The sequence below is a fragment of the Streptomyces sp. NPDC046712 genome (genome assembly GCF_040645695.1).
Lineage (GTDB): Bacteria > Actinomycetota > Actinomycetes > Streptomycetales > Streptomycetaceae > Streptomyces.
The window spans coordinates 41,135-66,913 of sequence record NZ_JBEYYW010000002.1 but is presented as its reverse complement, the minus strand read 5'-3'; the positions used below and the strand labels follow the sequence as shown (position 1 = coordinate 66,913).

Sequence of the window (25,779 nt, the reverse complement as noted above, 5' to 3'; positions counted from 1 at the left end):
GTGAGCTGGCAGGGGGCGACTCTCAAGCGTACCCGGTGCTCAGTGGGTCAGTGCCGCCCTCAATTTCGGGGCGGACGCCTTCGCCCAGACCTCCGGCAGCTCGCGTTCCCGTGCCGCCGCGGCAGCCTCCTCGCGCCCGTACATCAGCCCCCAGGTGAAGGCGGACTCCCCCGCCGCGTGGGCCTGGATGGCGAGGGTGCGCAGGGCGTCGCGGGCGACGACGCTGTCCTGATGGTCGCCCAGGAGGCTCTGGACGGCCTTGACCCGCTTGGCGAAGCGCTTGGCGGGCTTGCCGAGGGCGGGCCGCGCGGCATCGGCGGCGTAGCGGGCGCGCTTGGCGGCCTTGCGGGCCTCGTGCATCGCGAGGTCGCGGTCGTGGCCGGAGGGCAGGGCGAGGGCGCGCTCGACGCGGCCGGCGAGGCGGTCGTAGTCCTTGCGGACGGCGCGGGCGAGGACCTTTGCCGCGTCCTTCGTGGCGGCCTTGCGGAGGGGCGGGTCGGCGAGCAGGGCGTCGAGGGTGTTCAGCAGTGCCAGGTGACGGTCGGAGTCGAGCGCGTCGACCGCCTTGGTGCGGGCCTCGTCGCCGTGGGAGGCCGCCTCGGCCTGGAGCCGGGCCCGGACCGGGCCGAGGAGCAGGGTGTCGGGAAGCTCGTCGATCCGGGAGTCCAGCCGTGCGATGAGGACCTCGTGGTCGCGGGCGACGCCGAGCTCGCCGGCGAGCCATTTGAGCTCGTCGCCGATCGGATCGGTGACGGTGCGGTCGAGGACCTTCCGGTACGTCTTGAAGGCGCTGCGGAGACGGCGGGTGGCGACGCGCATCTGGTGGACGGAGTCGGGCAGGTCGCGGCGGACGGCGGGGTCGAGGGCGACGATCGCGTCGACCTGTTCCCGTACGTACGCGAGGACGCGGCCGCCGGCGGTGTCCTCGCCCGGCCCGTCGGCGGCGGGCGCGCCGGCGGACGCACCACCGCCCGTCTCCTCGAGAGCCCTCGCCAGCTTGGACGCCGACGACGACGCTCGTACCCCCGCCTTCTTCAGGCGCTTCTCCACCGCGTCCAGGACGGCCGGGTCGGCGTCGTCCGCCAGTTCGACCTCGATCTCCGTCCAGGAGGTACCCGGGCCCCCGGGGAGGCGGTCCGCGCGGACGGTGTCCACGGACAGCTCGGCGAGCAGCTCTCCCGCGTCGTCCACCAGATGGTGGACCTGCCGCGAGGAACGCAGGCGCATCACAGGGACGACGTCCTCCTCGCGGGTGCGGGAGCGCAGGAGCTCCGCCAGTTCCGCCGGGAGGGTGTCGGCAAGCGGGGCCCTGATCTCGTCACGGATCCCGGACGCGACCGGGAACTTGAGGTGCCAGCCCGCGTCCTCGCCGCCCGTGCGGCGGCGCAGGGTGAGGGAGTCGTCGGCCAGCCGCAGGCCGGGTGTGTCGTAGTAGACGGCGTCGAGTTCGGCGACGCCCCGGTCCAGGACGGCCGAGACGCCCGGGGCCCTGGTGAGGTCCGGGAGTCCCGTCGTGTCGGTGGCTTCGTACTTCCGCTCGATCTCGCGCTTCGTCTCCGCCATGAATCGAATCTAGACGTGAAGTGAACGGAAGGGCAGACCGTCGTGGGCCTAAGCGGTCATCGGCCGCTGCACCCGGATCGACTGGAGCAGTCCGATCGCCACCCAGACCGCGAACATCGACGAGCCGCCGTACGACACGAACGGCAGCGGGAGGCCCGCCACGGGCATGATGCCGAGCGCCATGCCGATGTTCTCGAAGGACTGGAAGGCGAACCAGGCGATGATCCCGGCCGCGACGATCGTGCCGTAGAGCTCCGTGGTCTCGCGCGCGATCCGGCAGGCACGCCACAGGACCACGCCGAGCAGCACGATGATCAGTCCGCCGCCGAGGAAGCCGAGCTCCTCACCGGCGACGCTGAAGATGAAGTCGGTCTGCTGTTCGGGCACGAACTGGCCGCTGGTCTGGTGGCCGTTGAACAGCCCCGCGCCGTACAGCCCGCCGGAGCCGATGGCGATGCGCGCCTGGTTGGTGTTGTATCCGACGCCCGCCGGGTCGAGCTCGGGGTTGGCGAAGGCGGCGAAGCGGTTGAGCTGGTACTCGTCGAGCAGCCCGAGCGCGGTGACCAGGAGCGCGCCGGCCACACCGGCGCCGATGAGGCCGAGGACCCAGCGGTTGGAGGCGCCGGAGGCGAGCAGGACGCCGAGCACGATGATGCCCATCACCATGACCGAGCCGAGGTCCGGCATCAGCATGACGATGCCCATGGGCAGCGCTGCGAGGCCCAGCGCCTTGGCGACCGTGCGGTGGTCGGGGTGCACCTGGTCGCCCGCGTCGACCTTGGCCGCAAGCAGCACCGCCATCCCCAGGATGATCGTGATCTTCACGAACTCGCTGGGCTGGAGCGAGAAGCCGCCGCCGATGACGATCCAGGCGTGCGCGCCGTTGATGGTCGCGCCGAGCGGGGTGAGGACGGCGAGGATCAGCAGGATCGAGATGCCGTAGAGGATCGGCACCGCGCCGCGCAGGGTGCGGTGGCCGAGCCAGATCGTGCCGATCATCAGGGCGAGACCGATGCCGGTGTTGAGCGAGTGCCGGAACAGGAAGGCGTACGGGTCGCCGCCGTTGAGTTCGGTGCGGTTGCGGGTCGCCGACCACACGAGCAGCGCGCCGATGAAGGACAGGGCGAGCGAGGAGAGCAGCATCGGCCAGTCGAGCCGGCGTACCACCGAGTCACGGGCGGCGAGCTTGGCGAGCGTGCCGCGCTCGGGGGCGTACCGGGAGACGGAGAATCCGTGGGGGGCGGTCATCGGGTCAGTCCCTCCAGACGGGGGGCGGGCCGTGGAGTGGCTCCTGTCCGTCGTTCTTCTCGGCCGCCTCGGCCTTCTTGGCCGGGTCGACCAGCTGCGAGGTCGGGTCGTACGGCGTGACCCCAGGCGCGTCGATGGAGCCGTCGGGCTGGACCTTCGGCAGCTCCGCCTGCGGCTTGGGCAGCAGGGCGCGCTTGAGGTCCTGGTTGCCCTCGTCGTCGAGGCCGTACAGGGCGTCGTAGATGTTGCGCACGGCGGGACCGGAGGCGCCGGATCCCGTACCACCCTGGGAGATCGTCATGACGATCGTGTAGTCGTCCGTATAGGTCGCGAACCAGGAAGTGGTCTGCTTGCCGTAGACCTGGGCGGTGCCGGTCTTCGCCCGCAGCGGGATCTTGTCCTGCGGCCAGCCGCCGAAGCGCCAGGCGGCGGTGCCGCCGGGCTCGACGACGGAGCGCAGGCCCTTGTCGAGGTCGCTGATCGTCTGGGCGTCGACCGGCAGCCTGCCGTGGGCCTTGGGCTTGATCTCCTGGACCTTCTTGCCGTCGGGGCTGATGACGGCCTTACCGATGGTGGGGTTGTACAGGGTGCCGCCGTTGCTGATGGCGGCGTAGGCGGTGGCCAGCTGGATGGGGGTGATGAGCACGTCGCCCTGGCCGATGGCGAAGTTGATGCTGTCGAACGCCTTCAGCTGGTTGCCCTCGAGGCAGCTCTCATAGGCGATCTGCTCGACGTAGCTGCCCCCCTTCTTGCCCTGCTTGCACCACGCGTCCTTGTTGGCCTCCCAGAAGCTCTTCTTCCACTCGCGGTCCGGGATACGGCCCTTGACCTCGTTCGGCACGTCGATGCCGGTCTCGCCGCCGAATCCGAAGTCGTGGGCGGTCCGGTAGAACCAGTCGTGGGCGTCCTTCTTCGGCTTGAGGCCGCCGTCGCGCTGCCACTCCTGGTGGCCGAGACGGTAGAAGACGGTGTTGCAGGAGAACTTGAGGGCGTCGCCGAGGGTGATGGGGCCGTGTCCCTGGGACTCGAAGTTCGCGAAGGACCGGTTGCCCATGCTGTACGAGCTGCTGCAGTTGTACTTGTCGTTGAAGTCGTAGCCGGCGCGCACGGCGGCGCTCGCCGACACCACCTTGAAGACGGAGCCGGCGGGTGCCTGGCCCTGGATGGCCCGGTTGAGCAGCGGGTAGTTGGAGTTCTTGTCGGTGAGCTGGGCGTAGTCCTTGGCGGAGATGCCGCCGATCCAGGCGTTGGGGTCGTAGTCGGGCTGGGAGGCCATCGCGACGACGCGGCCGGTCTTGGCCTCCATGACGACGACGGCGCCGGCGTCGGCCTCGTACTTACGGCCGGTGATCTTGTCGGTCTCGCCGCGGACGGTCTTCATCGCCTGGTGGAGCTCGTACTCGGCGACCGCCTGGACCCGGGCGTCGATGCTGGTGACGAGGGTGGAACCGGGCACGCCCGGGTCGGACTCCGCCTGGCCCATGACGCGGCCGAGGTTGTCGACCTCGTAGCGGGTGACGCCGGCCCTGCCGCGGAGCTCCTTGTCGTAGGTGCGTTCGATGCCGGAGCGGCCGACCTGGTCGGAGCGGAGGAACGGCGAGTCGGTGTCCTTCGCCTTCTCGATCTCGGCGTCGGTGACGGGCGAGAGATAGCCGAGCACCTGCGCGGTGCGGGCCTTGCCGGGCGCCGGGTAGCGGCGGACCGCGGCGAGTTCGGCGGTGATGCCGGGGAAGTCCTCGGAGGCCTCCCGGATCGTCAGCGCCTGCTGGGTGGTGGCCTCGTCGGTGACCGGGATCGGCTGGAAGGGTGAACCGTTCCAGCAGGGCTTGGGGGTCTTGGAGTCGCAGAGCCGGATCTTGTTCATGACGTCCTGGGGCTTCATCCCCAGGACGCCGGCGAGCCGGGTGAGGACGGCCTTTCCGTCGTCCTTCATCTTCATCAGGTCGGTGCGCGAGGCGGAGACCACGAGGCGGGTCTCGTTGTCGGCGAGCGGGACGCCGCGGGCGTCGAGGATGGAGCCGCGGACGGCGGGCTGGACGACCTGCTGGACGTGGTTGCTCTTCGCCTCGTCGGTGTACTCCTTGCCGTTGCGGATCTGGAGGTACCAGAGGCGCCCGCCGAGGGTGAGGAGGAGGGAGAAGACGAGAATCTGGATGACGACGAGCCGGGTCTGGACCCTCGGGGTCCGTCCGGTCTCCGGGATGTTGCTCATGCTGCCGGTGCCCCCTCGGTCACAGTCGCTTGACTCCCTTGATGCGTCCGGCGCGTGAGGCTCTGGTGCGGGCGGCCTTGACGAGCAGGCCGCCGCGCTGGTTGCCGATCCGCAGGCCGGTGCCGGAGGAGAGCCAGCCGGTGGCGACGTCGGTGCCCCCGGAGGTCTCGGCGAGCGGGTCGTTCTCCGCGCGCCGGGCCAGCGCCATGATCAGCGGCACGGTGAAGGGCGCGAGGAGCAGGTCGTAGACGGCCGCGGTGAACAGCAGGTGGGTGAGGCCGACATGGCGGGCCGCGGTGTCGCCGACGAGGGCGCCGACACCCGCGTACAGCAGGGTGGAGCCGATCGCCGCGGCGACGACCACGGCCATCGGGCCGCTGGCGGACTTGAGCCGGCCGTTGTCGGGGCGGGCGAGTCCGGCCAGGTAGCCGATGACGCAGAGGACCAGGGCGTAGCGCCCGGCGGCGTGGTCGGCGGGCGGGGCGAGGTCGGCGAGGAGGCCGGCCCCGAAGCCGACGAGGGAGCCGCTGACGGGCCCGTGGACGAGGGCGAGGCCGACGACGGTCAGCAGGACGAGGTCGGGTACGGCGCCGGGGAGCTGGAGGCGCGCGAGGACGGAGACCTGGATGACCAGGGCGACGACGACGAGTGTGGACGAGAGCAGGATCCGGTTGAACTTCATGCCTCATTCCCCCTGCTGCTCGTTCTCGGGCCTCTGCCCCTGCTCCGGCTGTTGCGCGGGCTGCTGCTGGCCCGGCTGCTGTTGGCCTTGCGGCTGCGCGTCCGGTGGCGGTGGGGTGACCGTGACGGTGACGGTCGGGGCGGGCTTGGGCTTGGGCGGCAGGACCGTGTCGCGCGGGTTCGTGCGCGGGGCCTGGACGACGACGCCGACGATGTCGAGCTTGGAGAAGCCGACGTACGGGCGGACGTAGATGTTGCGGGTGAGGCCGCCGCCCAACGGGTCGACACGGACGACCTCGCCGACCGGCACGCCGGGCACGAAGGGCTTGTTGGCCTGCGAGCCGAAGGTGACGAGCCGGTCGCCGGTCTTCACCCTCGCCTTGCCGTTGAGGAGCTGGACGAGGAGCGGACCGTTGCCCTGGCCGGTGGCGAAGCCGAGTTCGTCCGACTTCTCCATGCGGGTGCCGACGGTGAAGTCGGGGTCGTTGGCGAGGAGAACGGTCGAGGTGGAGGGCCCGACGGTGGTCACGCGGCCGACGAGACCGGAGCCGTTGAGCACGGTCATGTCGCGCTGGATGCCGTCGTTGGCGCCGGCGTCGATGGTGACGGTCCAGGAGAAGCCCTGGGCCGCTCCTATGGCGACGACCTGGGCGGCCTTGATGCCGTACTGGCCGGCACCGGCCGTCTTGAGCAGGGTGTCGAGTTCGCGCACGCGGCTGCGGTTGCGGTCGTCGCTGCCCAGCTTGGCCTTGAGGGCGGCGTTCTCCTGCTCAAGGGCGGCGATGCGGGTGTGCCGCTCGCCGGAGTCGCGTACGGCTCCGATGGCGTTGCCGATGGGATCGACCGCTGCCGCCACGCCGTTCTCGACCGGACCGAAGACCGCGGCGGCGGCCTGCCGGGCACCGTCGACCGGTGACTCCTCGCCACCGCGGATGTCCACCGTGATCAGTGCGAACGCGATGGCTACCAGCAGTACCAGGAGCAGCCGGCTCTCTCGTGTGTCCCTCACGTGCGGCGGCCGTGCCTTTCGTCGTTCTGTGCGGTTTGTGTCGTTATATCAACGATCGGCTGTACGGGGGTTCTTGCCACCCGTACAGCCGAGCCGCCGAGAAGAGCATCCGACTTGTTATCGGCGGGGCTGCGCGTCGAGGACCTGCTGGAGGGCCTCGAACTCCTCCACGCACTTGCCGGATCCCAGCGCCACCGAGTCCAGTGGATCCTCGGCGATGTGGATCGGCATCCCGGTCTCGCGGCGGAGCCGCTCGTCCAGGCCGCGCAGCAGGGCGCCACCACCCGTGAGAACGATGCCACGGTCCATCACGTCACCGGAGAGCTCGGGCGGGCACTTGTCGAGCGTCGTCTTCACGGCGTCGACGATCGCGTTGACCGGCTCCTCGATGGCCTTACGGACCTCGGCGGCCGAGATGACCACGGTCTTGGGCAGACCGGAGACGAGGTCGCGGCCGCGGATCTCGGTGTGCTCGTCGTTGTCGAGGTCGTACGCCGAGCCGATGGTGATCTTGATCTGCTCGGCGGTGCGCTCACCGAGGAGGAGCGAGTACTCCTTCTTGATGTGCTGGATGATCGCGTTGTCCAGCTCGTCGCCGGCCACGCGGATCGACTGTGCCGTGACGATTCCGCCGAGTGAGATCACGGCAACCTCGGTGGTGCCGCCACCGATGTCGACGACCATGTTGCCGGTGGCCTCGTGCACCGGCAGGCCCGAGCCGATGGCCGCGGCCATGGGCTCCTCGATGATGTGCACCTGGCGGGCGCCTGCCTGGGTGGACGCCTCGATGACGGCGCGGCGCTCCACTCCGGTGATGCCGGAGGGCACGCACACGACGACCCGGGGGCGGGCCAGGTAGCGGCGCTTGTGGATCTTGAGGATGAAGTAGCGGAGCATGCGCTCGGTGATCTCGAAGTCGGCGATCACACCGTCCTTCAGTGGCCGGACGGCGACGATGTTGCCGGGTGTCCGGCCGATCATCTTCTTCGCCTCGGCGCCGACCGCGAGGATGCCGCCGGTGTTGGTGTTGATCGCGACGACGGACGGCTCGTTCAGAACGATGCCTCGACCCCTGACGTACACCAGCGTGTTGGCGGTCCCGAGGTCGACAGCCATGTCACGGCCGATGAACGACATTGAGTTCCCCTTGTTTCCCATGAGGATGCGTCGGGCCTTCCCAATTGGAGCTTGACGGCTTCTCAGGTCGGCGAGGTGGTGGGTATTCCGGTGCTGCGGCGTGGAGTTTTCCATCGTAGTGCCGCCCACCGGGATACCGCGCGGTGGTCCACCTCTGTATAGGTGACGGTAGGACGCAGCGATGCGTTCCCGGTTGCGCCGTTCATATGCCCGGGGGCGACCGAAATTCCTTCGGTCGCCCCAGGATGTTGCGGAGGATGGCTGACAGCCGGTCAGCCCCGGGTCACGCCAGACCGGGGAAGAAAATCTTCAGTTCCCGAATGGCGGACTCCTCGGAGTCCGAGGCGTGGATGAGGTTTTCCCGGACAATGGTGCCGAAGTCCCCACGAATGGAGCCGGGGGCGGCGGCGATCGGGTCGGTCGGGCCGGCGAGGGTCCGCAGACCCTCGATGACGCGCTCGCCCTCGACGACCAGGGCGACGACGGGGCCGGACTGCATGAAGCCCATGAGCGGCTCGTAGAACGGCTTGCCCTTGTGCTCGCCGTAGTGCTGCTCCAGCGTGTCCTGGCTCAGCTCGCGCAGTTCGAGCGCGGAGATGGTCCAGCCCGCCTTGCGCTCGATACGGCCGATGATCTCGCCGATCAGGCCACGGCGGACGGCGTCGGGCTTGAGCAGGACGAGCGTGCGCTGGCTCACGGTAGAGACTCCTTCAAATGCGGTGTGCGGGACTCAGAGGCTACAGGGCCCCCACCGCCGCCGATTACGCAGCGTCAGGCCCTCCAGGGTGCTACCCCGCCTCGGCCCCCGCCTCGGCCTGCGCGGCCCAGCGGGCCTTCGCCTCGTCGATCTTGCGGCCGTAGTGGATCGAGGCCCACCACAGCACCGCGAAGGTCGCGCCCAGGAAGAACATCACCGGCACCACGAAGCCGCTCGCGACGAGGGCGATCTGCAGCACCCAGCCGAGCTGGAGCCCGCCCGGGCGGGTGATCATCCCGCACAGCAGCACCGACACCAGCATCGCGATGCCGCAGACCCACCAGACCGTGGCCATCGACAGGCTGTCGTCCTTCATGGCGACCAGCCCGGCGAACCCGATCACGAAGAACTCGCCGATCAGCGTCGAGGCACAGAGCGTACGCATCGGATTCAGCGCCTTCCGAGGAGCAGCCGGGCGTCGCCGACCGTGAAGATCGAACCGGTCACCAGGACGCCCGCTCCCGCGTACTCGTCCTCTTCCTCCGCGAGCGTGATCGCCGCCTCGATGGCGTCGTCCAGGCGCGGCTCGACGACCACCCGGTCGTCGCCGAAGACCTCCACGGCGATCGCCGCGAGCGTGTCCACGTCCGTCGCGCGGGGGCTGGAGTTCGCCGTGACGACGATCTCGGCGAAGATCGGCTCGAACGCTTCGAGCAGGCCCTTGGCGTCCTTGTCGGAGCTGGTGGAGACCACGCCGATGAGCCGCGAGAAGCCGAACGACTCGCTGATGCCGTCGGCCGTCGCCCGCGCGCCGTGCGGGTTGTGCGCCGCGTCCAGGATCACCGTCGGGGAGCTGCGGACGACCTCCAGGCGGCCCGGGGAGGCCACCGAGGCGAACGCGCGGCGGATCGTGTCGATGTCCAGGGTGCGGGCGTGCTCCGCGCCGATGCCGAAGAACGCCTCGACCGCCGCCAGGGCGACCGCCGCGTTGTGCGCCTGGTGCGCGCCGTACAGCGGCAGGAAGACGTCCTCGTACTCGCCGCCGAGCCCGCGCAGGGTGAGCAGCTGGCCGCCGACCGCGATCTCGCGGGAGACGACGCCGAACTCCATGCCCTCGCGGGCCACCGTCGCGTCGACCTCGACGGCCTTCTTCAGCATGACCTGGGCGGCGTCGACCGGCTGCTGGGCCAGGATCACCGTCGCGCCCTGCTTGATGATCCCGGACTTCTCACCGGCGATCGCGCCGGGCGTCTCGCCGAGGCGGTCGGTGTGGTCGAGGTCGATCGGGGTGACGACGGCGACCTGGGCGTCGATGACGTTCGTCGCGTCCCAGGTGCCGCCCATGCCGACCTCGACGACCGCCACGTCCACCGGGGCGTCGGCGAAGGCCGCGTACGCCATTCCGGTGAGGACCTCGAAGAAGGAGAGCCGGAACTCCTCGCGGGAGTCGACCAGCTCGACGTACGGCTTGATGTCCTGGTACGTCTCGATGAACCGCTCGGCCGAGATCGGGCCGCCGTCCAGGCTGATCCGCTCGGTGATCGTCTGCACGTGCGGCGAGGTGTACCGCCCGGTACGCAGATCGAACGCGGTCAGCAGGGCCTCGATGATGCGGGCCGTGGACGTCTTGCCGTTCGTGCCCGTGATGTGGATCGAGGGGTACGCACGCTGGGGCTCGCCGAGGACGTCCATCAGCGCCGCGATCCGCGTCACCGAGGGCTCCAGCTTGGTCTCCCCCCAGCGGGTCGCCAGCTCGGTCTCGACCTCGCGCAGCGCCTTGTCCACCTCCGGGTCGGCGGGCCGGGCGGGCACGGGGTCGCCCTGGGGCGGACCGGCCTGCGCGCGCAGCGTGCGGCTGCCGGCCTCGATCACCGCCAGGTCGGGGTCACGGTCGGTCTCTGCGTCGACGATCTCGTCGAACGGGTCGGACGCGTCGAACTGGTCGCTGGGCTCACTCACGGACCCAGTCTACGGAGGGGGACCGACAGGACCACGGACCCACCCCGAGTCCGGGCCCGGGCGGAGACGGTGCGCTAGAAGCCTGTGGGCAGAAGCGCGGTCACCGCGTACGTGTCACCGTCCGGCCCGGCCGACAGGGCGCCGCCCATGCTGGTGACGCGCTCCTCCATGGAGAACAGGCCCGTGCCCGTCGAGACCGGGGCGCGGTCCGGCGGGGTCTTGGGGAGCGGGGTGCGGACCTCGACGCGCAGGTCGGGTCCCGCCACCGAGATCGCCACGGTCACCGGCAGGCCCGGGGCGTGCTTGGCCGCGTTGGTCAGGCATTCCTGGACGACCCGGTGAACGGCCGTCTGCCGCAGCGGCGACAGCGCCTTCGCCTCCTCGGCGACCGTGAGCTCGACCGGGCCGCCCATCCGCTCGCTCTCCTCCGCGAGCGCGGCGAGCCCTTCGAGCCCCGGGGTCGCTCCGCCGTGATCGCCCCGCCGCACGATCGTCTCGTTGAGCATGTGGTGGGCGCGCCGCGCGGTGTCCGCGAGCTCCTCGAAGTCCTTCATGTGCGCCTCGCCCCGGGCCCGTACGGCGAGCACCTCGGCCCGGACGGCGAGGACGGTCAGCTCCCGGCCCACCAGGTCGTGGACGTCCCGGCCGACCGAGATCCGCTCCTCCTGCACCGCCTGCCGCGCCGCGGCCTCTGCGCGCTGGGACTCCAGGGCCCGCACCAGATCCTGCCGGTACGCGGCGATGCCGACACCGGCCGCGAGCACACCGATGGGGACGACGAGGCTGAGGAAGTCGCTGAGCGTCTCGCCGTGCCGGGCGTCGGGCCAGCCGGGCGTGTGGAACAGGGCGTACGCCACGGCGACATAGAGCACGGTGGCTGCGACGGCGACCCTGCGGCCCCGGAACCGGCCCAGCGAGTACAGCGCGAACTGAATCATCGTCAGCTCATGCAGCCAGCCCATCAGGGCGAGCGCCACCAGGTACGGGATCCACGGCAGCCGACGCCGGAGCACCAGCGTGGCCGCGCCGGCCGCCAGGACGAGGGTCGCGGTGACACCGGTCAGCGAGTTGTCGGCGCGCGCGAGCCCGGGCACGTCCAGGACCATCAGGGCGAAGGCGCTGACCGCGGCGATGACGTCGAGGGCGGGCGGTGAGGCGGCCCACCGGTCCACGCGGCGGCGCAGCGCGAGGAAGGTGGGGAGACGCGACATGCCCTCCATCATCCAAGGTCTTTCGGACCCGGCACCGTGGACTTTGGCCACAAGTCGTGTGATCTCGGGCACGACGGACAAAGGAGAGGAATGGCAAAGGGGCCCGGAACCGATCGGTTCCGGGCCCCTCACCTGTGCTTACGCCTGCGGCAGCCGCTCCAGCTGGGCCTGGATGCGGGCGATGTCCTCGTCCGCCTTGGCGAGCCGCGTACGGATCTTCTCGACCACGTTGTCCGGCGCCTTCGCCAGGAACGCCTCGTTGCCGAGCTTCCCGTTCGCCTGCGCCTTCTCCTTCTCGGCGGCCGCGAGGTCCTTGGCGAGCCGCTTGCGCTCCGCCGCCACGTCGATCGTGCCGGACAGGTCGAGCGCGACCGTGGCCCCGGCGACCGGCAGGGAGGCGGTGGCGGAGAAGCCCTCGCCCTCCGGCTGCAGACGCAGCAGCTGGCGGATGGCCGCCTCGTGCGGGGCGAGGGCGGTGCCGGTCAGCTCCAGACGGGCCGGGACCTTCTGGCCGGGCTGCAGACCCTGGTCCGAGCGGAACCGGCGGACCTCGGTGACGACCTGCTGGACCAGCTCGATCTCCTTCTCGGCGGCCTCGTCGCGGAAGCCCGAGTCGGTCGGCCAGTCGGCGATGACCACGGACTCCTTGCCGGTGAGCGTGGTCCAGAGCGTCTCGGTGACGAACGGGACGACCGGGTGCAGCAGTCGCAGCATCACGTCCAGGACCTCGCCGAGGACGCGGCCGGAGACCTTGGCGCCCTCGCCGCCGGCGAAGAACGTGGTCTTCGACAGCTCGACGTACCAGTCGAAGACCTCGTCCCACGCGAAGTGGTAGAGCGCGTCGGCGAGCTTCGCGAACTGGTAGTCGTCGTAGTACGCGTCGACCTCGGCGACCGTCTTGTTGAGCCGGGACAGGATCCAGCGGTCCGTCGCGGACATCTCGGACGCGTCCGGCAGCGGGCCCTCGACCGTGGCGCCGTTCATCAGGGCGAAGCGGGTGGCGTTCCAGATCTTGTTGGCGAAGTTCCGGGAGGCCTTGACCCAGTCCTCGCCGATCGGGACGTCGACGCCCGGGTTGGCGCCGTTGGCCAGGGTGAAGCGGACGGCGTCGGAGCCGTACTCGTCCATCCAGTCCAGCGGGTTGACGGCGTTGCCGAAGGACTTCGACATCTTCTTGCCGAACTGGTCGCGGACCATGCCGTGCAGGGCGATGGTGTGGAACGGCGGGGTGCCGTCCATCGCGTACAGGCCGAACATCATCATCCGGGCGACCCAGAAGAAGAGGATGTCGTAGCCGGTGACCAGAACGGAGTTCGGGTAGAACTTCGCGAGGTCGTCGGTCCGCTCCGGCCAGCCGAGCGTGGAGAACGGCCACAGGCCGGAGGAGAACCAGGTGTCCAGGACGTCCGTGTCCTGGTGCCAGCCCTCGCCCGCCGGCGGCTGCTCGTCCGGTCCGACGCAGACGATCTCGCCGTTCGGGCCGTACCAGACCGGGATGCGGTGGCCCCACCACAGCTGGCGCGAGATGCACCAGTCGTGCAGGTTGTCGACCCAGTCGAAGTACCGCTTCTCCATCTCCTGCGGGTGGATCTTGACCTTGCCGTCGCGGACCGCGTCACCGGCGGCCTCGGCGAGCGGGCCGACCTTGACCCACCACTGCATCGACAGGCGCGGCTCGATGGTGGTCTTGCAGCGCGAGCAGTGGCCGACGGAGTGGACGTACGGACGCTTCTCGGCGACGATCCGGCCCTCGGCGCGGAGCGCGGCGACGATGGCGGAGCGGGCCTCGAGCCGGTCCAGGCCCTGGAAGGGGCCGTGGGCGGTGATGACCGCGCGCTCGTCCATGACGGCGAGGTTCGGCAGCCCGTGGCGCTGGCCGATCTCGAAGTCGTTCGGGTCGTGGGCGGGGGTCACCTTGACGGCACCGGTGCCGAACTCGGGGTCGACGTGCTCGTCGGCGACGACAGGGATCCGGCGGCCGGTCAGCGGCAGCTCGATCTCGGTGCCGACCAGGTGCTTGTACCGCTCGTCGTCCGGGTGGACGGCGACGGCCGTGTCACCGAGCATCGTCTCGGCGCGGGTGGTGGCGACGACGATGGAGGCGTCCCCGTCGCCGTACCGGATGGAGACGAGCTCGCCGTCGTCGTCCTGGTACTCGACCTCGATGTCCGAGATGGCCGTCAGACAGCGCGGGCACCAGTTGATGATGCGCTCGGCGCGGTAGATCAGCTCGTCGTCGTAGAGCTTCTTGAAGATGGTCTGGACGGCCTGGGACAGGCCCTCGTCCATGGTGAAGCGCTCGCGGGACCAGGCGACGCCGTCACCCAGGCGCTTCATCTGGCCGGAGATCTGACCGCCGGACTCGGCCTTCCACTGCCAGACCCGCTCGACGAACGCCTCGCGGCCCAGGTCGTGCCGGGACTTGCCCTCCTTGGCCAGCTCGCGCTCGACGACGTTCTGGGTCGCGATACCGGCGTGGTCCATGCCCGGCTGCCACAGCGTCTCGTAGCCCTGCATCCGCTTGCGGCGGGTGAGGGCGTCGATCAGCGTGTGCTCGAAGGCGTGGCCCAGGTGAAGCGAACCGGTGACGTTCGGCGGCGGGATGACGATGGTGTACGGCGGCTTCTCGCTGTTCGCGTCGGCCTCGAAGTAACCACGCTCTACCCAGCGCTCGTACAGCTTCCCCTCTACTTCGGCCGGCGCGTACTGGGTCGGCAGTTCGGGGTTGGCTGCTGGCTGCTGCTGAGTGTTCTCGGTCACGGGGTCAGTTTAGGGGTGTCGCAGGGCTGTCCCGAAACCCGATAGTTCCGTAACGGTGTGCCCCCCGCCGCCCCTGCGCGGCCGGGCTTCCGACAGGATGTTCGCTACGCATAAACATCCTGTGAGGGGAACCTGTCCATGAGCTACAACCAGCCGGGCCCGTACGGCGGTCAGCCTCAGCAGCCCGGGCCGTACGGTCAGCCGGGCCAGCCCGGTCCCTACGGCCAGCCGCCGCAAGCGCCGCAGCCCGGCTACGGGTACCCGCAGCAGGCGCCCCAGGGTGTGCCGCCGCAGCAGCCGTACGGCTACCCGCAGCAGCAGCCGCAGCAGCCCGGCCCGTACGGTCAGCCCCCTCAGCAGCCTCCGTACGGCGCCCCGCAGGGCCCGGGCGGCTACCCGCCGCCTCCGCCGGCCGCCCCGAAGAAGAAGACGGGTCTGATCGTCGGCGCATCGGTCGTGGCCCTCGCCCTGATCGCGGGCGGCGCCTGGTACTTCACCGCCGGTGGCGGTGGCTCCTCGGTGGCGAACGACGGCCCGCACAAGCTGATCACGCCGGACACCGTGCTCACCGAGTACAAGAAGGACACCAAGGACGAAGGCGGGGCCGGCAAGGAGTCCATGGAGGAGGCCGAGAAGAACGGCGTCAAGAACGCCAAGCAGGTCAGCGCCTCGTACAAGGTCGAGGACAAGACCAACCCTCTTGCCGGCAAGCTGATCTCGTTCAGCGGTCTCTACGGCGAGATCGACGACCCGGAGAAGGTCGTCGACGGCGTCTTCGCCACCATGAAGACGGAGGCGGAGAAGGACAAGGGCAAGTCCGGCGAGCCGCAGCTCGAAGGCAGCCCGCAGGAGTACGAGCCGGCGGAGCTCGACGGCGCGGTCCTCAAGTGCCAGCAGGCCAAGGCGGAGGCCAACGCCTCTGAGGGCACTCCGGCCTTCGCGATGACGATCTGCGTATGGGCCGACCACAGCACGGTCGGCTTCGTGGTGCCGCTCGACATGGCCTCCATGATGGCCGGCAAGGCGGGCTCCGCCGAGGACGCCGCCACCCTCACCGCCAAGTTCCGCAAGGAAGTCCGCGTCAAGGCGTGATCTCAGCGCCTGCCAACGGTGCCCGTCCACCCGCGAATCGGCCGGGCACCTTTGGAGGTCGTACGCTGCCTACGATATGGCGAGCCTGCATGCCGTCGACGCGTGACGATCCTTTACGCCGATGTTCACGAGGACCGGATGGCAGAGTACGCCGTGGGTCATGTCTCCTGCATAGCTACACGCCCGCGTAATCTTCGGGCCGACCTTGTAACCCACGTCGTGCAGGTACGTCTGGCACGCGGTGATCGACGCCTGGGCAGGCGCGGCAGTCACCACGGGCACAATGGTCGCGGCTCCGGCCACGCACAGCGTGGCGATCATGCGCTGGACCTTCGATCGAAGCATCTGTTTCCCCCAGAGCTAGGTGGAACTGACGGTTGGTCGAGAGCCAGCAGATCATGATCGAATCGCCATCTCAAGAACGGGCATTCGACGTGGCTGAATAGGGCACCCTGCACACAGGGGCGCCCGGCCGGTTGTGGTGAACCGGCCGGGCGCCCCTGTGTGTTCTCGTACTACGCCGACTTCTCGTGCCGACCGTCGCTCTTCACGATCCGCGGCACCAGCGTCGGGTTCACGTTGTTGTGCACGACGTCTGCCGTGATGACCACGCGGGCCACGTCCTTGCGGGACGGGACCTCGTACATCACCGACATCAGGACCTCTTCCATGATGGCCCGCAGGCCACGCGCGCCCGTGCCGCGCAGGATCGCCTGGTCGGCGATGGCCTCCAGGGCCGGACGGTCGAAGTCCAGCTCCACGCCGTCGAGTTCGAAGAGGCGCTGGTACTGCTTCACCAGCGCGTTGCGCGGCTCGACGAGGATCTTGAGCAGGGCCTCGCGGTCGAGGTTGTGGACCGAGGTGATGACCGGGAGACGGCCGATGAACTCCGGGATCATCCCGAACTTCACCAGGTCCTCCGGCATGACCTCCTGGAACTGGTCGCTCGCCTCGATCTCGCGCTTGGAGCGGATCGTCGCCCCGAAGCCGATGCCCTTGGCGCCCGCACGCGACTCGATGATCTTCTCCAGGCCGGCGAACGCGCCGCCCACGATGAAGAGCACGTTCGTCGTGTCGATCTGGATGAACTCCTGGTGCGGGTGCTTCCGGCCGCCCTGCGGCGGTACGGAGGCGGTGGTGCCCTCCAGGATCTTGAGGAGCGCCTGCTGGACGCCCTCACCGCTCACGTCACGCGTGATCGACGGGTTTTCGCTCTTCCGGGCGACCTTGTCGATCTCGTCGATGTAGATGATCCCGGTCTCGGCCTTCTTGACGTCGTAGTCGGCCGCCTGGATCAGCTTGAGCAGGATGTTCTCGACGTCCTCGCCGACATACCCGGCCTCCGTCAGCGCCGTCGCGTCGGCGATGGCGAACGGGACGTTGAGCATGCGCGCCAGCGTCTGGGCCAGGAGCGTCTTGCCGGAGCCCGTGGGGCCCAGCAGCAGGATGTTGGACTTCGCCAGCTCGATGGCGTCGTCACGGCCCGCCCCGCCGCCGTTCTCGCCGGCCTGGACGCGCTTGTAGTGGTTGTACACCGCGACCGAGAGGGCCTTCTTCGCGGGCTCCTGCCCGACGACGTACCCCTCGAGGAACTCGTAGATCTCGCGCGGCTTGGGGAGCTCCTCCCACCGCACCTCGCTCGTCTCCGCGAGTTCTTCCTCGATGATCTCGTTGCAGAGGTCGATGCACTCATCGCAGATGTACACACCGGGTCCTGCGATGAGCTTCTTCACCTGCTTCTGGCTCTTTCCGCAGAACGAGCACTTGAGCAGATCGCCGCCATCACCGATGCGTGCCACGAGGTGCTTCCCCTTCGCCTGGGAGCGCTTGGTTCAGCGACTCCTGGTGCCTCATATTCGACGGTACCTTGCCGGGCCCCCCGTTCGGGCCCCCCTTGGCACGGTTCACATGGTCGTGATTCGGCCACGCGGACCGTGCCAGGGGAAGGCCGAGCGTCAGGCTGCCGCGGCGGCCGTGCTCTTGCGGGTCGAGACGATCTGGTCGACCAGGCCGTACGCGAGGGCGTCCTCGGCGGTCAGGATCTTGTCGCGCTCGATGTCGTCGCGGATCTTCTCGATCGGCGTCGAGGAGTGCTTGGCCAGCATCTCTTCCAGCTGGGTCCGCATGCGGAGGATCTCGTTGGCCGCGATCTCCAGGTCGGAGAGCTGCTCACGGCCGGTGCCGCCGGACGGCTGGTGGATCAGCACGCGGGCGTTCGGCAGGGCCATCCGCTTGCCGGGCGTACCGGCGGCGAGCAGCACGGCCGCGGCGGAGGCCGCCTGGCCCATGCAGACCGTCTGGATGTCCGGCTTGACGAACTGCATCGTGTCGTAGATGGCGGTCAGCGCGGTGAAGGAGCCACCGGGGCTGTTGATGTAGATCGAGATGTCACGGTCCGGGTCCATCGACTCCAGGCACAGCAGCTGGGCCATGACGTCGTTGGCAGAGGCGTCGTCGATCTGCACGCCGAGGAAGATCACGCGCTCCTCGAAGAGCTTCGCGTACGGGTCGTACTCGCGGATGCCCTGCGAGGTGCGCTCGACGAAGCGCGGGACGACGTAGCGGTTGTCCATCGGCGCGCCGGTGTAGAGGCCGCTCGGGGAGAGGTTGTTCTGCATCTGGATGTTCACCGTCCTGGTGGCGTTCGGCGGGGGCTGGGGCTCTTCAGCGGTCTGCCGGGCTCAGGCGCCCGTGCCGCCGCCGCCGGGAACGCCCGCGGCGTGCGTGATGATGTCGTCGATGAGGCCGTAGGCCTTGGCCTCCTCCGCGGTGAACCAGCGGTCGCGGTCACCGTCGCGGATGATCGTCTCGACGGTCTGGCCGGAGTGGAGCGCCGTGATCTCGGCCATGCGCTTCTTCGTACGGAGGAGGTACTCGGCCTGGATCTTGATGTCCGAGGCCGTGCCGCCGATGCCGGCGGAGCCCTGGTGCATCAGGACGTCGGTGTTCGGCAGCGCGAAGCGCTTGCCGGCGGAGCCGCCGGTGAGCAGGAACTGGCCCATCGAGGCCGCCATGCCCATACCGATGGTGACGACGTCGTTCGGGATGTACTGCATGGTGTCGTAGATGGCCATGCCGGCCGTCACCGAGCCACCGGGGCTGTTGATGTAGAGGTAGATGTCCTTCTGCGGGTCGGCGGCCAGGAGGAGCATCTGCGCGGTGATCTTGTTGGCGATCTCGTCGTCGACCTGCTGGCCGAGGAAGATGATCCGCTCGCCGAGCAGCCGGTTGTAGACATGGTCGCCGAGGCCACCACCGATGGACGGCTCACCCGCGGCGTAAGGCTTCAGATTCGTCACGTATCCACCTGCTCGTCTCCGACGGCCCCCAGGCCGTCTCAGCGTCTCGTTCAGAGGGCAGTGCCCTCGTATTCATGGACCCTAACGCGCAGGTAGGACAACGCCATCCCGGTTCCCTAACTGTTCGCTGGGAGCGCAAGGTTGTCGGTGCTCCCGCGGGGCCCGGAACGGGGCCCTGGATACGGGCACGGGCCCGGCGCACAGCAGTGCGTCCGGGCCCGTGGACCTGCGGTTCGGAGCGAGGCTCAGGCCTCGTTCTTCTCCTCGGCGACCTCGGTCTCGCCGGTGACGGCCTCGACCGCGTCGGCGGCGGCCTCGGTCTCGTCCTCGTCCTCGAGGTCCACGACCTCACCGTTGGTGTCGACGACCTTGGCGGCCTCGACGACGACCGCGAGGGCCTTGCCGCGGGCGACCTCGCCGACGAGCATCGGCACCTGGCCACCCTCGACGACGGCCTGGGCGAACTGGTCGGGGCTCATGCCGGAGGAGGCGGCGCGGCGCATGAGGTGCTCGGTGAGCTCCTCCTGGCTGACGTTGAGCTTCTCCTTGTTGACGAGCTCATCGAGGATGAACTGCGTCTTGATGCCCTTCTCGGCCTGCTCCTTGGTCTCCGCCAGGAACTCTTCCTCGGTCTTGCCCTGGATCTCCAGGTACTTCTCGAGGGTCAGGCCCATCTGGCCGAGCTGGTGGTGCTCCAGGTTGTGCTTGCGGGTGTTGATCTCGTCCTCGAGCAGCTTCTCGGGCATCGGGACGTCCGCCAGCTTCAGCAGCTCGTCGAGGACGCGCTCCTGGGCCTGGGTGGCCTGGTCGAACTGCTTCATGTTCTCGAGGCGCTTGCGGCTGTCGGCCTTGAGCTCGTCGAGGGTGTCGAACTCGGACGCGAGCTGCGCGAAGTCGTCGTCCAGCTCGGGGAGCTCACGGGCGGCGACGGCGGTGACCTTGACGGTGACCTCGGCGTCCTTGCCCTCGGCGGAGCCGCCCTTCAGCTGCGAGGTGAAGGTGGCCTCGCCGCCGGCCTCGAGGCCGGTGACGGCCTCGTCGATGCCGTCGAGGAGCTCGCCGGAACCGATGGTGTACGAGACGCCCTGGGCGACACCGTCGGGCAGGACCTCGCCGTCGACCTTGGCCTCGAGGTCGATGGTGACGACGTCACCCTCGGCCGCGGCGCGCTCGACCGGGTTGGTGGAGGCGAAGCGCTCGCGCAGCTGCTGCACGGACTTCTCGACGTCCTCGTCGGTGACCTCGACCGCGTCGACGGTGACCTCGATGCCGGAGTAGTCCGGGATCTCGATCGTCGGGCGGATGTCGACCTCGGCGGTGAAGGCCAGCAGCTCGCCGTCCTTCAGCTCGGTGATGTCGACCTCGGGCTGACCCAGCGGGTTGACCTCGGCCTCGTTGACGGCCTCGGTGTAGAACTTCGGGAGCGCGTCGTTGACGGCCTCCTCCAGCACCGCACCACGGCCGAACCGCTGGTCGATCACACGAGCCGGGATCTTGCCCTTGCGGAAGCCCTTGACCGTGACCTGCTGGTTGATCTTCTTGTACGCCGCGTCGAGGCTGTCCTTGAGCTCCTCGAAGGGCACCTCGACAGTGAGCCGAACCCGGGTCGGGTTCAGGGTCTCCACGGCGCTCTTCACGGTTCGGTCTCCTTGGTGGCTGATTCTTGGATTCTGCCGATGCCGCTTGGTGGCGGTTCCGGCCGATCGGCCCGGTCAGAGAGACACACGGGCACGCAGCTTGCATAGTAACCGCAAGCGGGATGAGGCCCACAACGCGATCTTGCTTTGCGTGATCTTGGTGGTCGGGGTGGCGGGATTTGAACCCACGGCCTTCCGCTCCCAAAGCGGACGCGCTACCAAGCTGCGCCACACCCCGTCGGTGCGACACGTAGGGTACATGCACGGAGACAGTGCGACGCCCCCTCTTTAAGGGGTGTGCGGGGACCGCCCGGGACCCGCTACGATGCTGTCCGTGCCGCGGCCCTCGTGACCTGCGGCGCGACCTTTGCGGGCGTAGCTCAATGGTAGAGCCCTAGTCTTCCAAACTAGCTACGCGGGTTCGATTCCCGTCGCCCGCTCTTCCGGCCAGGGGCCGGGTCGGAGGTTCACCCTTCGGCCCGGCCCCTGGTGTTTTCCCGGGTGATCTCCCGGCGTACGGGCTGGAGCGCCCGCCTTTCAGCGGATGCCGCAGCCGGTGTGCGGCAGCAGAATGAGCACTGTCCCCTCTCTGCCGCATCGGAGGCAGCCATGAAGGACCTGAAGTTCGAGCAGAAGCGCTCGCTGTCGCGGACCGAGGCGGCCGATCAGCTCGCGGCGCTCGCGGCCGCGCTGCGGAAGGGCGGCGAGGCCGAGCTGGAGCTCGGCTCCGGGACCCTGAGCCTGCGGATCCCCGACACCCTCCGCAGTGAGGTGGAGCTCGAGGTCGAGGGCGGGGAGATCGAGCTGGAGATCGAACTCACCTGGCAGACGGGGAGCGGCCGAAAGGCGTCGGCCAAGGAGGCCGCGAGCGTGACGAAGCCCGCGCGGAGTCGGAAGTCGGCGCGTTCGGCGAAGTCCGCGGGCGCGGAGAAGCCCGCGGGCGCGGCAAAGTCTGCGGGCGCGGAGAAGCCCGCGAGTGCGGCGAAGCCGGAGGGGGGCCGGAAGGCCGCGCCTTCCAAGTCCTCGCGAAGCGCCGCCGACGAAGGCACGAAGACGAAGCGGGCCGCCGCCAAGGAGGCCTGAGTCGCGTTGGAGTCCGGAGCACGGGACCGGCGCACGGAGGCCGGCGCGCGCCGGGTCAGAACTTGATGGAGCTCACGGTCTGCGTTATCGAGTCCAGGAAGCGCTGGATGTCGTCGGCCATGCCCGTGGAGGCAAGGAAGAAGCCGAAGAGCACCGCGACCACGGCCGGGCCGCCCTTCAGGTTCCCGCCGCGGATCAGCACCACCAGGATGATCGCCAACAGCAGCACCACAGACAGTGAAATGGCCACAACTGATCACACCCTCGGTCGGTCCCACCTTGCCGCCCGGGAGCGCACGTCACAGAACACCCCCGCTGCATCCATCGTGCCACCAACTTCTTGCCCACCGGCCCCGGGTGACGAATCGTGGACATAAGAATCGAGCCAACCCGCGAGATTTCGTCTTGATCGTCATGGGCTCGGGTCAGCCGTCGGTGAGCCCGAGCAGCCCTCGTACGGTGGCGTACTTGGCGGTCAGCCGGACACGGGTCGGCTCGTCGAGAACAGCCAGACGGGCCGGGTCCGCGTTGTGCGCGAGGTCGGCCTCCTTGACGAGGAGGGCGCCCGGGACGGCGAGGATCCGGCGGGTGTACGACTCCAGTTCCTCGCCCGGGCGCTTGGTGAGCGCGAGCACCATCTCCTTGACCGCGCGCGGGAGTTCGGCCGAATCCAGCCACTCGGCGGAGAGCGCGTCGTCCTCGACGGAGTCGTGCAGCCAGGCGGCGGCGATCTGTTCCTCGCTCCCGCCGCGCGCCCTCACCCCCTCGGCCACCGCCCGCAGATGCTCGGCGTACGGGCGTCCCGCCTTGTCGGTCTGGCCCTCGTGGGCCGCGACGGCGAGCGATTCGACCTGGGCGAGGGTGAGGTGCGGCATGGGCCGACTCTACGGCGCGGGGCGGCGGAGCGCCGCGCGTGCGGGGAGGCCGGTGGCCATGAGGCCGAGCACCACGACCGCGGCCGCGAGGCTTCCGTAGAGGAGCGGGGGGATGTACGGGCCCTCGCCGGTCAGCCCGTTCGTCATGGGGACGAGGGTGGCGAGGGCGATGGCGGTACCCAGACCGAGGCCGGCCAGGGTGACCAGCAGCGCCTCCCAGCGGATCATCCGCAGGACCTGGCGGCGGGTGGTGCCGATCAGGCGGAGGGTGCCGAGTTCGCGTCGGCGGTCGAGGACGGTCATCACCAGGGTGTTGGCGGCGGCGATCGCGGCGAAGCCGCCGAGGACGGCCGCCATGGTGGTGTTGGCCCAGGCGTTCAGCTCGCGCTCCACACCCTGGGCGGTGGTCCAGTCGGCGGCGTCGCCGACGGTGCCGAGGGCGGTCAGGTCGGCCGCCACGCCGCCTCGGACGAACAGCTCGGTGGCGTACGGGGCGGTGACGTGGCCGGTCAGGGCCGCGGCGGGGAGGGTGATCTCGGCGAGGCCGAGGCCGCGGGTGTAGATGGCGACGACGCGCGGCGTGGCCTTGGTGCCGTCGGGCAGCAGGAGTTCGAGACTCTCCCCCGTCGTCACGTCCGCGGCGTCGGCGAGCAGGCTGTCCACGGCGACCGTGCCGGGGGCGAGCGCGGCCAGTGATCCCGTACGGACTCCGAGGTCCAGGACCGGGGACGGGTCGGCGGAGACGGCCTGGGCCGAAGCGGTACGGAAGCCCTGGTCGCCGGCCGGGAGCAGGACCGAGGTTCGCTGGACCGTGACGGCCGCCGTGACGCCCGGGGCGTGCTCGGCCCGTCGGGCGGCGTCCGCCGGCAGCCCGGCCGGGGCGGTGACGACGTGGTCGGCGACGACGGCGGCGCGCTGCTGGTTCCCGGTGGCCCGGTCCGTGCTGGTGTGCAGGAAGACGAGGGTGGAGGAGAAGGCCGTCGCGAGCACGATCGGGGTGAGGGCGGACGCGAGCCTGCGCGCGTTGGTACGGGAGTTCGCCGCGGCCAGATAGCCGGGGGCGCCCGAGCCGCGGAGCGGCAGGCCGAGGAGGTTCGCGCAGAGCCGGGCGAGCAGCGGGCCGAGGAGGGCCACGCCCAGCATGAAGAGCATGACGACGCCGAGGGCCACGCTGGCGGCGTCCTCACCTGACTGGGAGGCGGCGACGCCCGCGAGGGCGGCTCCCCCGGCGACGGCGATGAGCCCCAGCGGCGTACGGATGCGGCCGAAGGAGCGTGGCTCGACGGCGGCCTCGGCGAGCGCCTGGCCCGGCTTGGTCCGGGAGGGGCGGCGGGCGGCCAGGAGGCCGGCGAAGAGCGCGGTGGTGACGACGGCGACGAGCGCGGCGGCGAACGGGATGGGGCCGAGGTCGAGGGTGACGCCCTCGGGAACGGCGCCCTTCTCCTTCAACTGGCCGAACCACCACCCGGCGAGCGCCGTGCCGGGCAGGCAGCCGAGAGCGCCCGCGACGGGGGCGACGAGGAGGGCCTCGGTGGCGATGGAGCGTCGGATCTGGCGCGGCGTCGCGCCGATGGCCCGGAGCAGGGCGAACTCGCGGGCGCGCTGCCCGACGGAGAGCGCGACGGTACCGGCGGCGGTGAAGATCGCGACGAGAGTGGCGGTGCCGCCGAACGAGCCGCCGAGCGCGGTCAGGAGTTCCTTGGCGGCGGGGAGCGCGGCGCCTTCGGCGAGCGCCCGGTCGTCCCCGGTGTGGACCTTGGCGCGGTCGCCGAGGGCGTGGGTGACCTGTGCGGCCAGGGCGTCGGGGCTCGTGCCCGGCTTGGGCAGCACGGCGATGGCGTCGACCTTGTCGGGGTGCCCGGAGAGGGCGAGGGCCTGCGCGTCGGAGAGCCAGACGCCGGGGGACGTGGTGACGCCGGAGACCGTGAAGGCGCGCTCCCCCGCCGGGGTCCCGAGGGTGATCGAGTCGCCCACGCGGCCGGCTCCGGCGGCCACGACGGCCTCGTCCGGGCCGGGGGCGGTGCCCGAGGAGAGGGTCACGCCGGTGAAGGCGGTGGAGGACCAGCCGTGGGCGGTGAGCGGCGCCTTCTCCGTACGTACGGGGAAGGTGACGTCGCCGATGGCGCGGGCGGCTCCCGGGGCTTTGGCGGCCTCGCGGACGAGGGACGCGTCGAGCCGGGCGCGGTCGGGGACGGGGGCCGACTCCACCTCCTTCTCGCCGCCGATGTCCACCGCCCGGTGAACCTCCTGGTCGGCCGCGGCGACGACCGCCGCTCCGGCGTAGCGGTCGGGCGGAAGAGTGGCCGTCAGGCCGGTCTGGAGGAGGAGGCCGCAGCCGGAGACGACGGCGGCGGCGAGGAGCAGGGCGACGAAGGTGCCGACGAAGGAGGAGGGCTTGAAGCGGACGGCGGCGCGGGCGAGGCCGTTGGGCCGGAGCAGACCGGGCATCAGGCGGCCGTCCCGGCGTAGGCGGGGGCGGGGGCGGTCAGGGCGCGCATGCGGTCGGCGATCCGCGCCGGGCCCGACCGGGGCAGGGTGTCGGCGATGGCGCCGTCGGAGAGGAAGAGGACCCGGTCCGCGTAGCCGGCGGCGACCGGGTCGTGGGTGACCATGACGACGGTCGCGCCGAGGGTGTCGACGGCGTCGCGGAGCAGGGTGAGGACCTCGGCGGCGGTTGTTGTGTCCAAAGCGCCGGTCGGTTCGTCGGCGAAGACGACGTCGGGGCTGGTGACCAGGGCGCGGGCGAGGGCAACCCGCTGCTGCTGGCCGCCGGAGAGCTCGGAGGGGCGGCGTCCGCCCTTGTCGCCGAGGCCGACCTGGCCGAGGACCTCGGCCGCCCGGCGCCGGTCGGGCCGCTGTCCGGCCAGCCGCATCGGCAGCAGGACGTTCTGCTCGACGGTCAGCGAGGGCAGCAGGTTGAACGCCTGGAAGACGAACCCGAGGCGGCTGCGGCGCAGTTCGGTGAGCCTGTTCTCGCTCATCCCGCTGATCTCGGTGCCACCGAGCCGTACCGAGCCCGCGGTGGGGCGGTCGAGGCCCGCCGCGCACTGCAGGAAGGTGGACTTGCCGGAGCCGGAGGGGCCCATGACGGCGGTGAAGCTGCCGTGCGGCAGGGCGAGGTCGATGCCGCGTAGCGCGTGGACGGCGCCGTCGCCCCGGCCGTACTGCCGCCGCACACCGGCGAGTTCGACGGCCGCGCCGCTCGGCGGGGTGGGGTGCTCGGGGCGCTTGGTACGGCGCAGGCCCATGGTCTTCCTCCGTAGGTTCGTGACGACGTCTCGAACGTACGGATTCGGGCAGGTCAGGGGCCATGACG

22 protein-coding genes and 2 tRNA genes are annotated in these 25,779 nt (G+C 70.1%); 3 read left to right on the top strand and 21 right to left on the bottom strand.

Annotation, left to right across the window (positions count from 1 at the left end):
• Positions 1-39: 39 nt before the first annotated feature.
• The 11 genes from ABZ939_RS02595 to ABZ939_RS02545 all read right to left on the bottom strand — a co-directional run bounded on the left by ABZ939_RS02595 (position 40) and on the right by ABZ939_RS02545 (position 14,477).
• On the bottom strand, positions 40-1,563 hold the full coding sequence (locus tag ABZ939_RS02595) for a CYTH and CHAD domain-containing protein (protein WP_361848132.1): 1,524 nt from the start codon (positions 1,561-1,563) through the stop codon (positions 40-42).
• Between the two features lie 48 nt (positions 1,564-1,611).
• A complete protein-coding gene (gene rodA / locus ABZ939_RS02590) occupies positions 1,612-2,811 on the bottom strand; it encodes a rod shape-determining protein RodA (protein WP_361848129.1) in 1,200 nt (399 codons plus the stop codon).
• Positions 2,812-2,815: 4 nt separating this feature from the next.
• Entirely contained in the window at positions 2,816-5,023 is a 2,208-nt protein-coding gene (mrdA, locus tag ABZ939_RS02585; RefSeq protein ID WP_361848126.1) for a penicillin-binding protein 2, read from the bottom strand.
• 19 nt (positions 5,024-5,042) lie between these two features.
• Positions 5,043-5,705, bottom strand: coding sequence for a rod shape-determining protein MreD (gene mreD / locus ABZ939_RS02580; RefSeq protein ID WP_361848123.1), 663 nt, complete (start codon positions 5,703-5,705; stop codon positions 5,043-5,045).
• Positions 5,706-5,708: 3 nt separating this feature from the next.
• Complete coding sequence (gene mreC / locus ABZ939_RS02575; protein WP_361848120.1) at positions 5,709-6,713, bottom strand: rod shape-determining protein MreC; 1,005 nt, start codon at positions 6,711-6,713, stop codon at positions 5,709-5,711.
• A 117-nt stretch (positions 6,714-6,830) separates the two neighbouring features.
• The gene (locus ABZ939_RS02570; RefSeq protein ID WP_056640532.1) at positions 6,831-7,850 is read right to left on the bottom strand and encodes a rod shape-determining protein; all 1,020 of its coding nucleotides are present in this window, start codon (positions 7,848-7,850) and stop codon (positions 6,831-6,833) included.
• Between the two features lie 283 nt (positions 7,851-8,133).
• Positions 8,134-8,547: a nucleoside-diphosphate kinase gene (gene ndk, locus ABZ939_RS02565; protein WP_137989320.1), complete on the bottom strand. Its 414-nt coding sequence runs from the start codon at positions 8,545-8,547 to the stop codon at positions 8,134-8,136.
• A 91-nt stretch (positions 8,548-8,638) separates the two neighbouring features.
• On the bottom strand, positions 8,639-8,992 hold the full coding sequence (locus ABZ939_RS02560; protein WP_361848115.1) for a DUF4233 domain-containing protein: 354 nt from the start codon (positions 8,990-8,992) through the stop codon (positions 8,639-8,641).
• Between the two features lie 5 nt (positions 8,993-8,997).
• Positions 8,998-10,506 (bottom strand): folylpolyglutamate synthase/dihydrofolate synthase family protein, encoded by a 1,509-nt coding sequence (locus ABZ939_RS02555; protein ID WP_361848112.1) that lies wholly within the window; start codon positions 10,504-10,506, stop codon positions 8,998-9,000.
• 74 nt (positions 10,507-10,580) lie between these two features.
• Positions 10,581-11,717, bottom strand: coding sequence for an ATP-binding protein (locus ABZ939_RS02550; RefSeq protein ID WP_361848109.1), 1,137 nt, complete (start codon positions 11,715-11,717; stop codon positions 10,581-10,583).
• A gap of 138 nt (positions 11,718-11,855) precedes the next feature.
• Positions 11,856-14,477 carry a valine--tRNA ligase gene (locus ABZ939_RS02545; RefSeq protein ID WP_361848106.1) on the bottom strand — a complete coding sequence of 874 codons (2,622 nt, stop codon included), beginning with the start codon at positions 14,475-14,477 and terminating at the stop codon, positions 11,856-11,858.
• Between the two features lie 138 nt (positions 14,478-14,615).
• Between ABZ939_RS02545 and ABZ939_RS02540 the strand changes: the two genes are divergently transcribed.
• Positions 14,616-15,569, top strand: coding sequence for a hypothetical protein (locus ABZ939_RS02540; RefSeq protein WP_361848103.1), 954 nt, complete (start codon positions 14,616-14,618; stop codon positions 15,567-15,569).
• 69 nt (positions 15,570-15,638) lie between these two features.
• On the opposite strand, the gene ABZ939_RS02535 is transcribed toward ABZ939_RS02540, so the two are convergent.
• The 6 genes from ABZ939_RS02535 to ABZ939_RS02510 form a co-directional block, all read right to left on the bottom strand.
• On the bottom strand, positions 15,639-15,890 hold the full coding sequence (locus tag ABZ939_RS02535; RefSeq protein ID WP_361848100.1) for a hypothetical protein: 252 nt from the start codon (positions 15,888-15,890) through the stop codon (positions 15,639-15,641).
• Positions 15,891-16,084: 194 nt separating this feature from the next.
• Entirely contained in the window at positions 16,085-17,368 is a 1,284-nt protein-coding gene (gene clpX / locus ABZ939_RS02530; protein ID WP_361848097.1) for an ATP-dependent Clp protease ATP-binding subunit ClpX, read from the bottom strand.
• Between the two features lie 156 nt (positions 17,369-17,524).
• Positions 17,525-18,187, bottom strand: coding sequence for an ATP-dependent Clp protease proteolytic subunit (locus ABZ939_RS02525; protein ID WP_137994695.1), 663 nt, complete (start codon positions 18,185-18,187; stop codon positions 17,525-17,527).
• 63 nt (positions 18,188-18,250) lie between these two features.
• A complete protein-coding gene (locus tag ABZ939_RS02520; protein WP_361848094.1) occupies positions 18,251-18,868 on the bottom strand; it encodes an ATP-dependent Clp protease proteolytic subunit in 618 nt (205 codons plus the stop codon).
• A gap of 245 nt (positions 18,869-19,113) precedes the next feature.
• Positions 19,114-20,505 carry a trigger factor gene (gene tig / locus ABZ939_RS02515; RefSeq protein ID WP_361848091.1) on the bottom strand — a complete coding sequence of 464 codons (1,392 nt, stop codon included), beginning with the start codon at positions 20,503-20,505 and terminating at the stop codon, positions 19,114-19,116.
• A 161-nt stretch (positions 20,506-20,666) separates the two neighbouring features.
• Positions 20,667-20,743, bottom strand: a tRNA-Pro gene (locus ABZ939_RS02510).
• A 131-nt stretch (positions 20,744-20,874) separates the two neighbouring features.
• On the opposite strand from ABZ939_RS02510, the gene ABZ939_RS02505 reads away from it, so the two are divergent.
• Positions 20,875-20,945, top strand: a tRNA-Gly gene (locus ABZ939_RS02505).
• A 169-nt stretch (positions 20,946-21,114) separates the two neighbouring features.
• Positions 21,115-21,588, top strand: a complete 474-nt coding sequence (locus tag ABZ939_RS02500; protein ID WP_361848088.1) for an amphi-Trp domain-containing protein — start codon at positions 21,115-21,117, stop codon at positions 21,586-21,588.
• 55 nt (positions 21,589-21,643) lie between these two features.
• Here ABZ939_RS02500 and ABZ939_RS02495 read toward each other — a convergent pair whose 3' ends face one another.
• From ABZ939_RS02495 to ABZ939_RS02480, 4 genes are all read right to left on the bottom strand, one after another.
• A complete protein-coding gene (locus ABZ939_RS02495; protein WP_361848085.1) occupies positions 21,644-21,838 on the bottom strand; it encodes a hypothetical protein in 195 nt (64 codons plus the stop codon).
• Positions 21,839-22,013: 175 nt separating this feature from the next.
• Complete coding sequence (locus ABZ939_RS02490; RefSeq protein WP_361848082.1) at positions 22,014-22,463, bottom strand: HD domain-containing protein; 450 nt, start codon at positions 22,461-22,463, stop codon at positions 22,014-22,016.
• A gap of 9 nt (positions 22,464-22,472) precedes the next feature.
• Positions 22,473-24,911, bottom strand: a complete 2,439-nt coding sequence (locus tag ABZ939_RS02485) for an FtsX-like permease family protein (protein WP_361848079.1) — start codon at positions 24,909-24,911, stop codon at positions 22,473-22,475.
• A complete protein-coding gene (locus ABZ939_RS02480; protein ID WP_361848076.1) occupies positions 24,911-25,711 on the bottom strand; it encodes an ABC transporter ATP-binding protein in 801 nt (266 codons plus the stop codon). Before ABZ939_RS02480 ends, ABZ939_RS02485 begins: the two co-directional genes overlap by 1 nt.
• Positions 25,712-25,779: the final 68 nt, after the last annotated feature.

Coding starts and splice junctions, on each gene's coding strand:
- ABZ939_RS02595 (WP_361848132.1), bottom strand. CDS start 1,563: ATGGCGGAGACGAAGCGCGAGATCGAGCGGAAGTACGAAGCCACCGAC.
- rodA (WP_361848129.1), bottom strand. CDS start 2,811: ATGACCGCCCCCCACGGATTCTCCGTCTCCCGGTACGCCCCCGAGCGC.
- mrdA (WP_361848126.1), bottom strand. CDS start 5,023: ATGAGCAACATCCCGGAGACCGGACGGACCCCGAGGGTCCAGACCCGG.
- mreD (WP_361848123.1), bottom strand. CDS start 5,705: ATGAAGTTCAACCGGATCCTGCTCTCGTCCACACTCGTCGTCGTCGCC.
- ABZ939_RS02570 (WP_056640532.1), bottom strand. CDS start 7,850: ATGTCGTTCATCGGCCGTGACATGGCTGTCGACCTCGGGACCGCCAAC.
- ABZ939_RS02560 (WP_361848115.1), bottom strand. CDS start 8,992: ATGCGTACGCTCTGTGCCTCGACGCTGATCGGCGAGTTCTTCGTGATC.
- ABZ939_RS02550 (WP_361848109.1), bottom strand. CDS start 11,717: ATGTCGCGTCTCCCCACCTTCCTCGCGCTGCGCCGCCGCGTGGACCGG.
- ABZ939_RS02540 (WP_361848103.1), top strand. CDS start 14,616: ATGAGCTACAACCAGCCGGGCCCGTACGGCGGTCAGCCTCAGCAGCCC.
- ABZ939_RS02535 (WP_361848100.1), bottom strand. CDS start 15,890: ATGATCGCCACGCTGTGCGTGGCCGGAGCCGCGACCATTGTGCCCGTG.
- ABZ939_RS02525 (WP_137994695.1), bottom strand. CDS start 18,187: ATGCAGAACAACCTCTCCCCGAGCGGCCTCTACACCGGCGCGCCGATG.
- ABZ939_RS02500 (WP_361848088.1), top strand. CDS start 21,115: ATGAAGGACCTGAAGTTCGAGCAGAAGCGCTCGCTGTCGCGGACCGAG.
- ABZ939_RS02490 (WP_361848082.1), bottom strand. CDS start 22,463: ATGCCGCACCTCACCCTCGCCCAGGTCGAATCGCTCGCCGTCGCGGCC.
- ABZ939_RS02485 (WP_361848079.1), bottom strand. CDS start 24,911: ATGCCCGGTCTGCTCCGGCCCAACGGCCTCGCCCGCGCCGCCGTCCGC.
- ABZ939_RS02480 (WP_361848076.1), bottom strand. CDS start 25,711: ATGGGCCTGCGCCGTACCAAGCGCCCCGAGCACCCCACCCCGCCGAGC.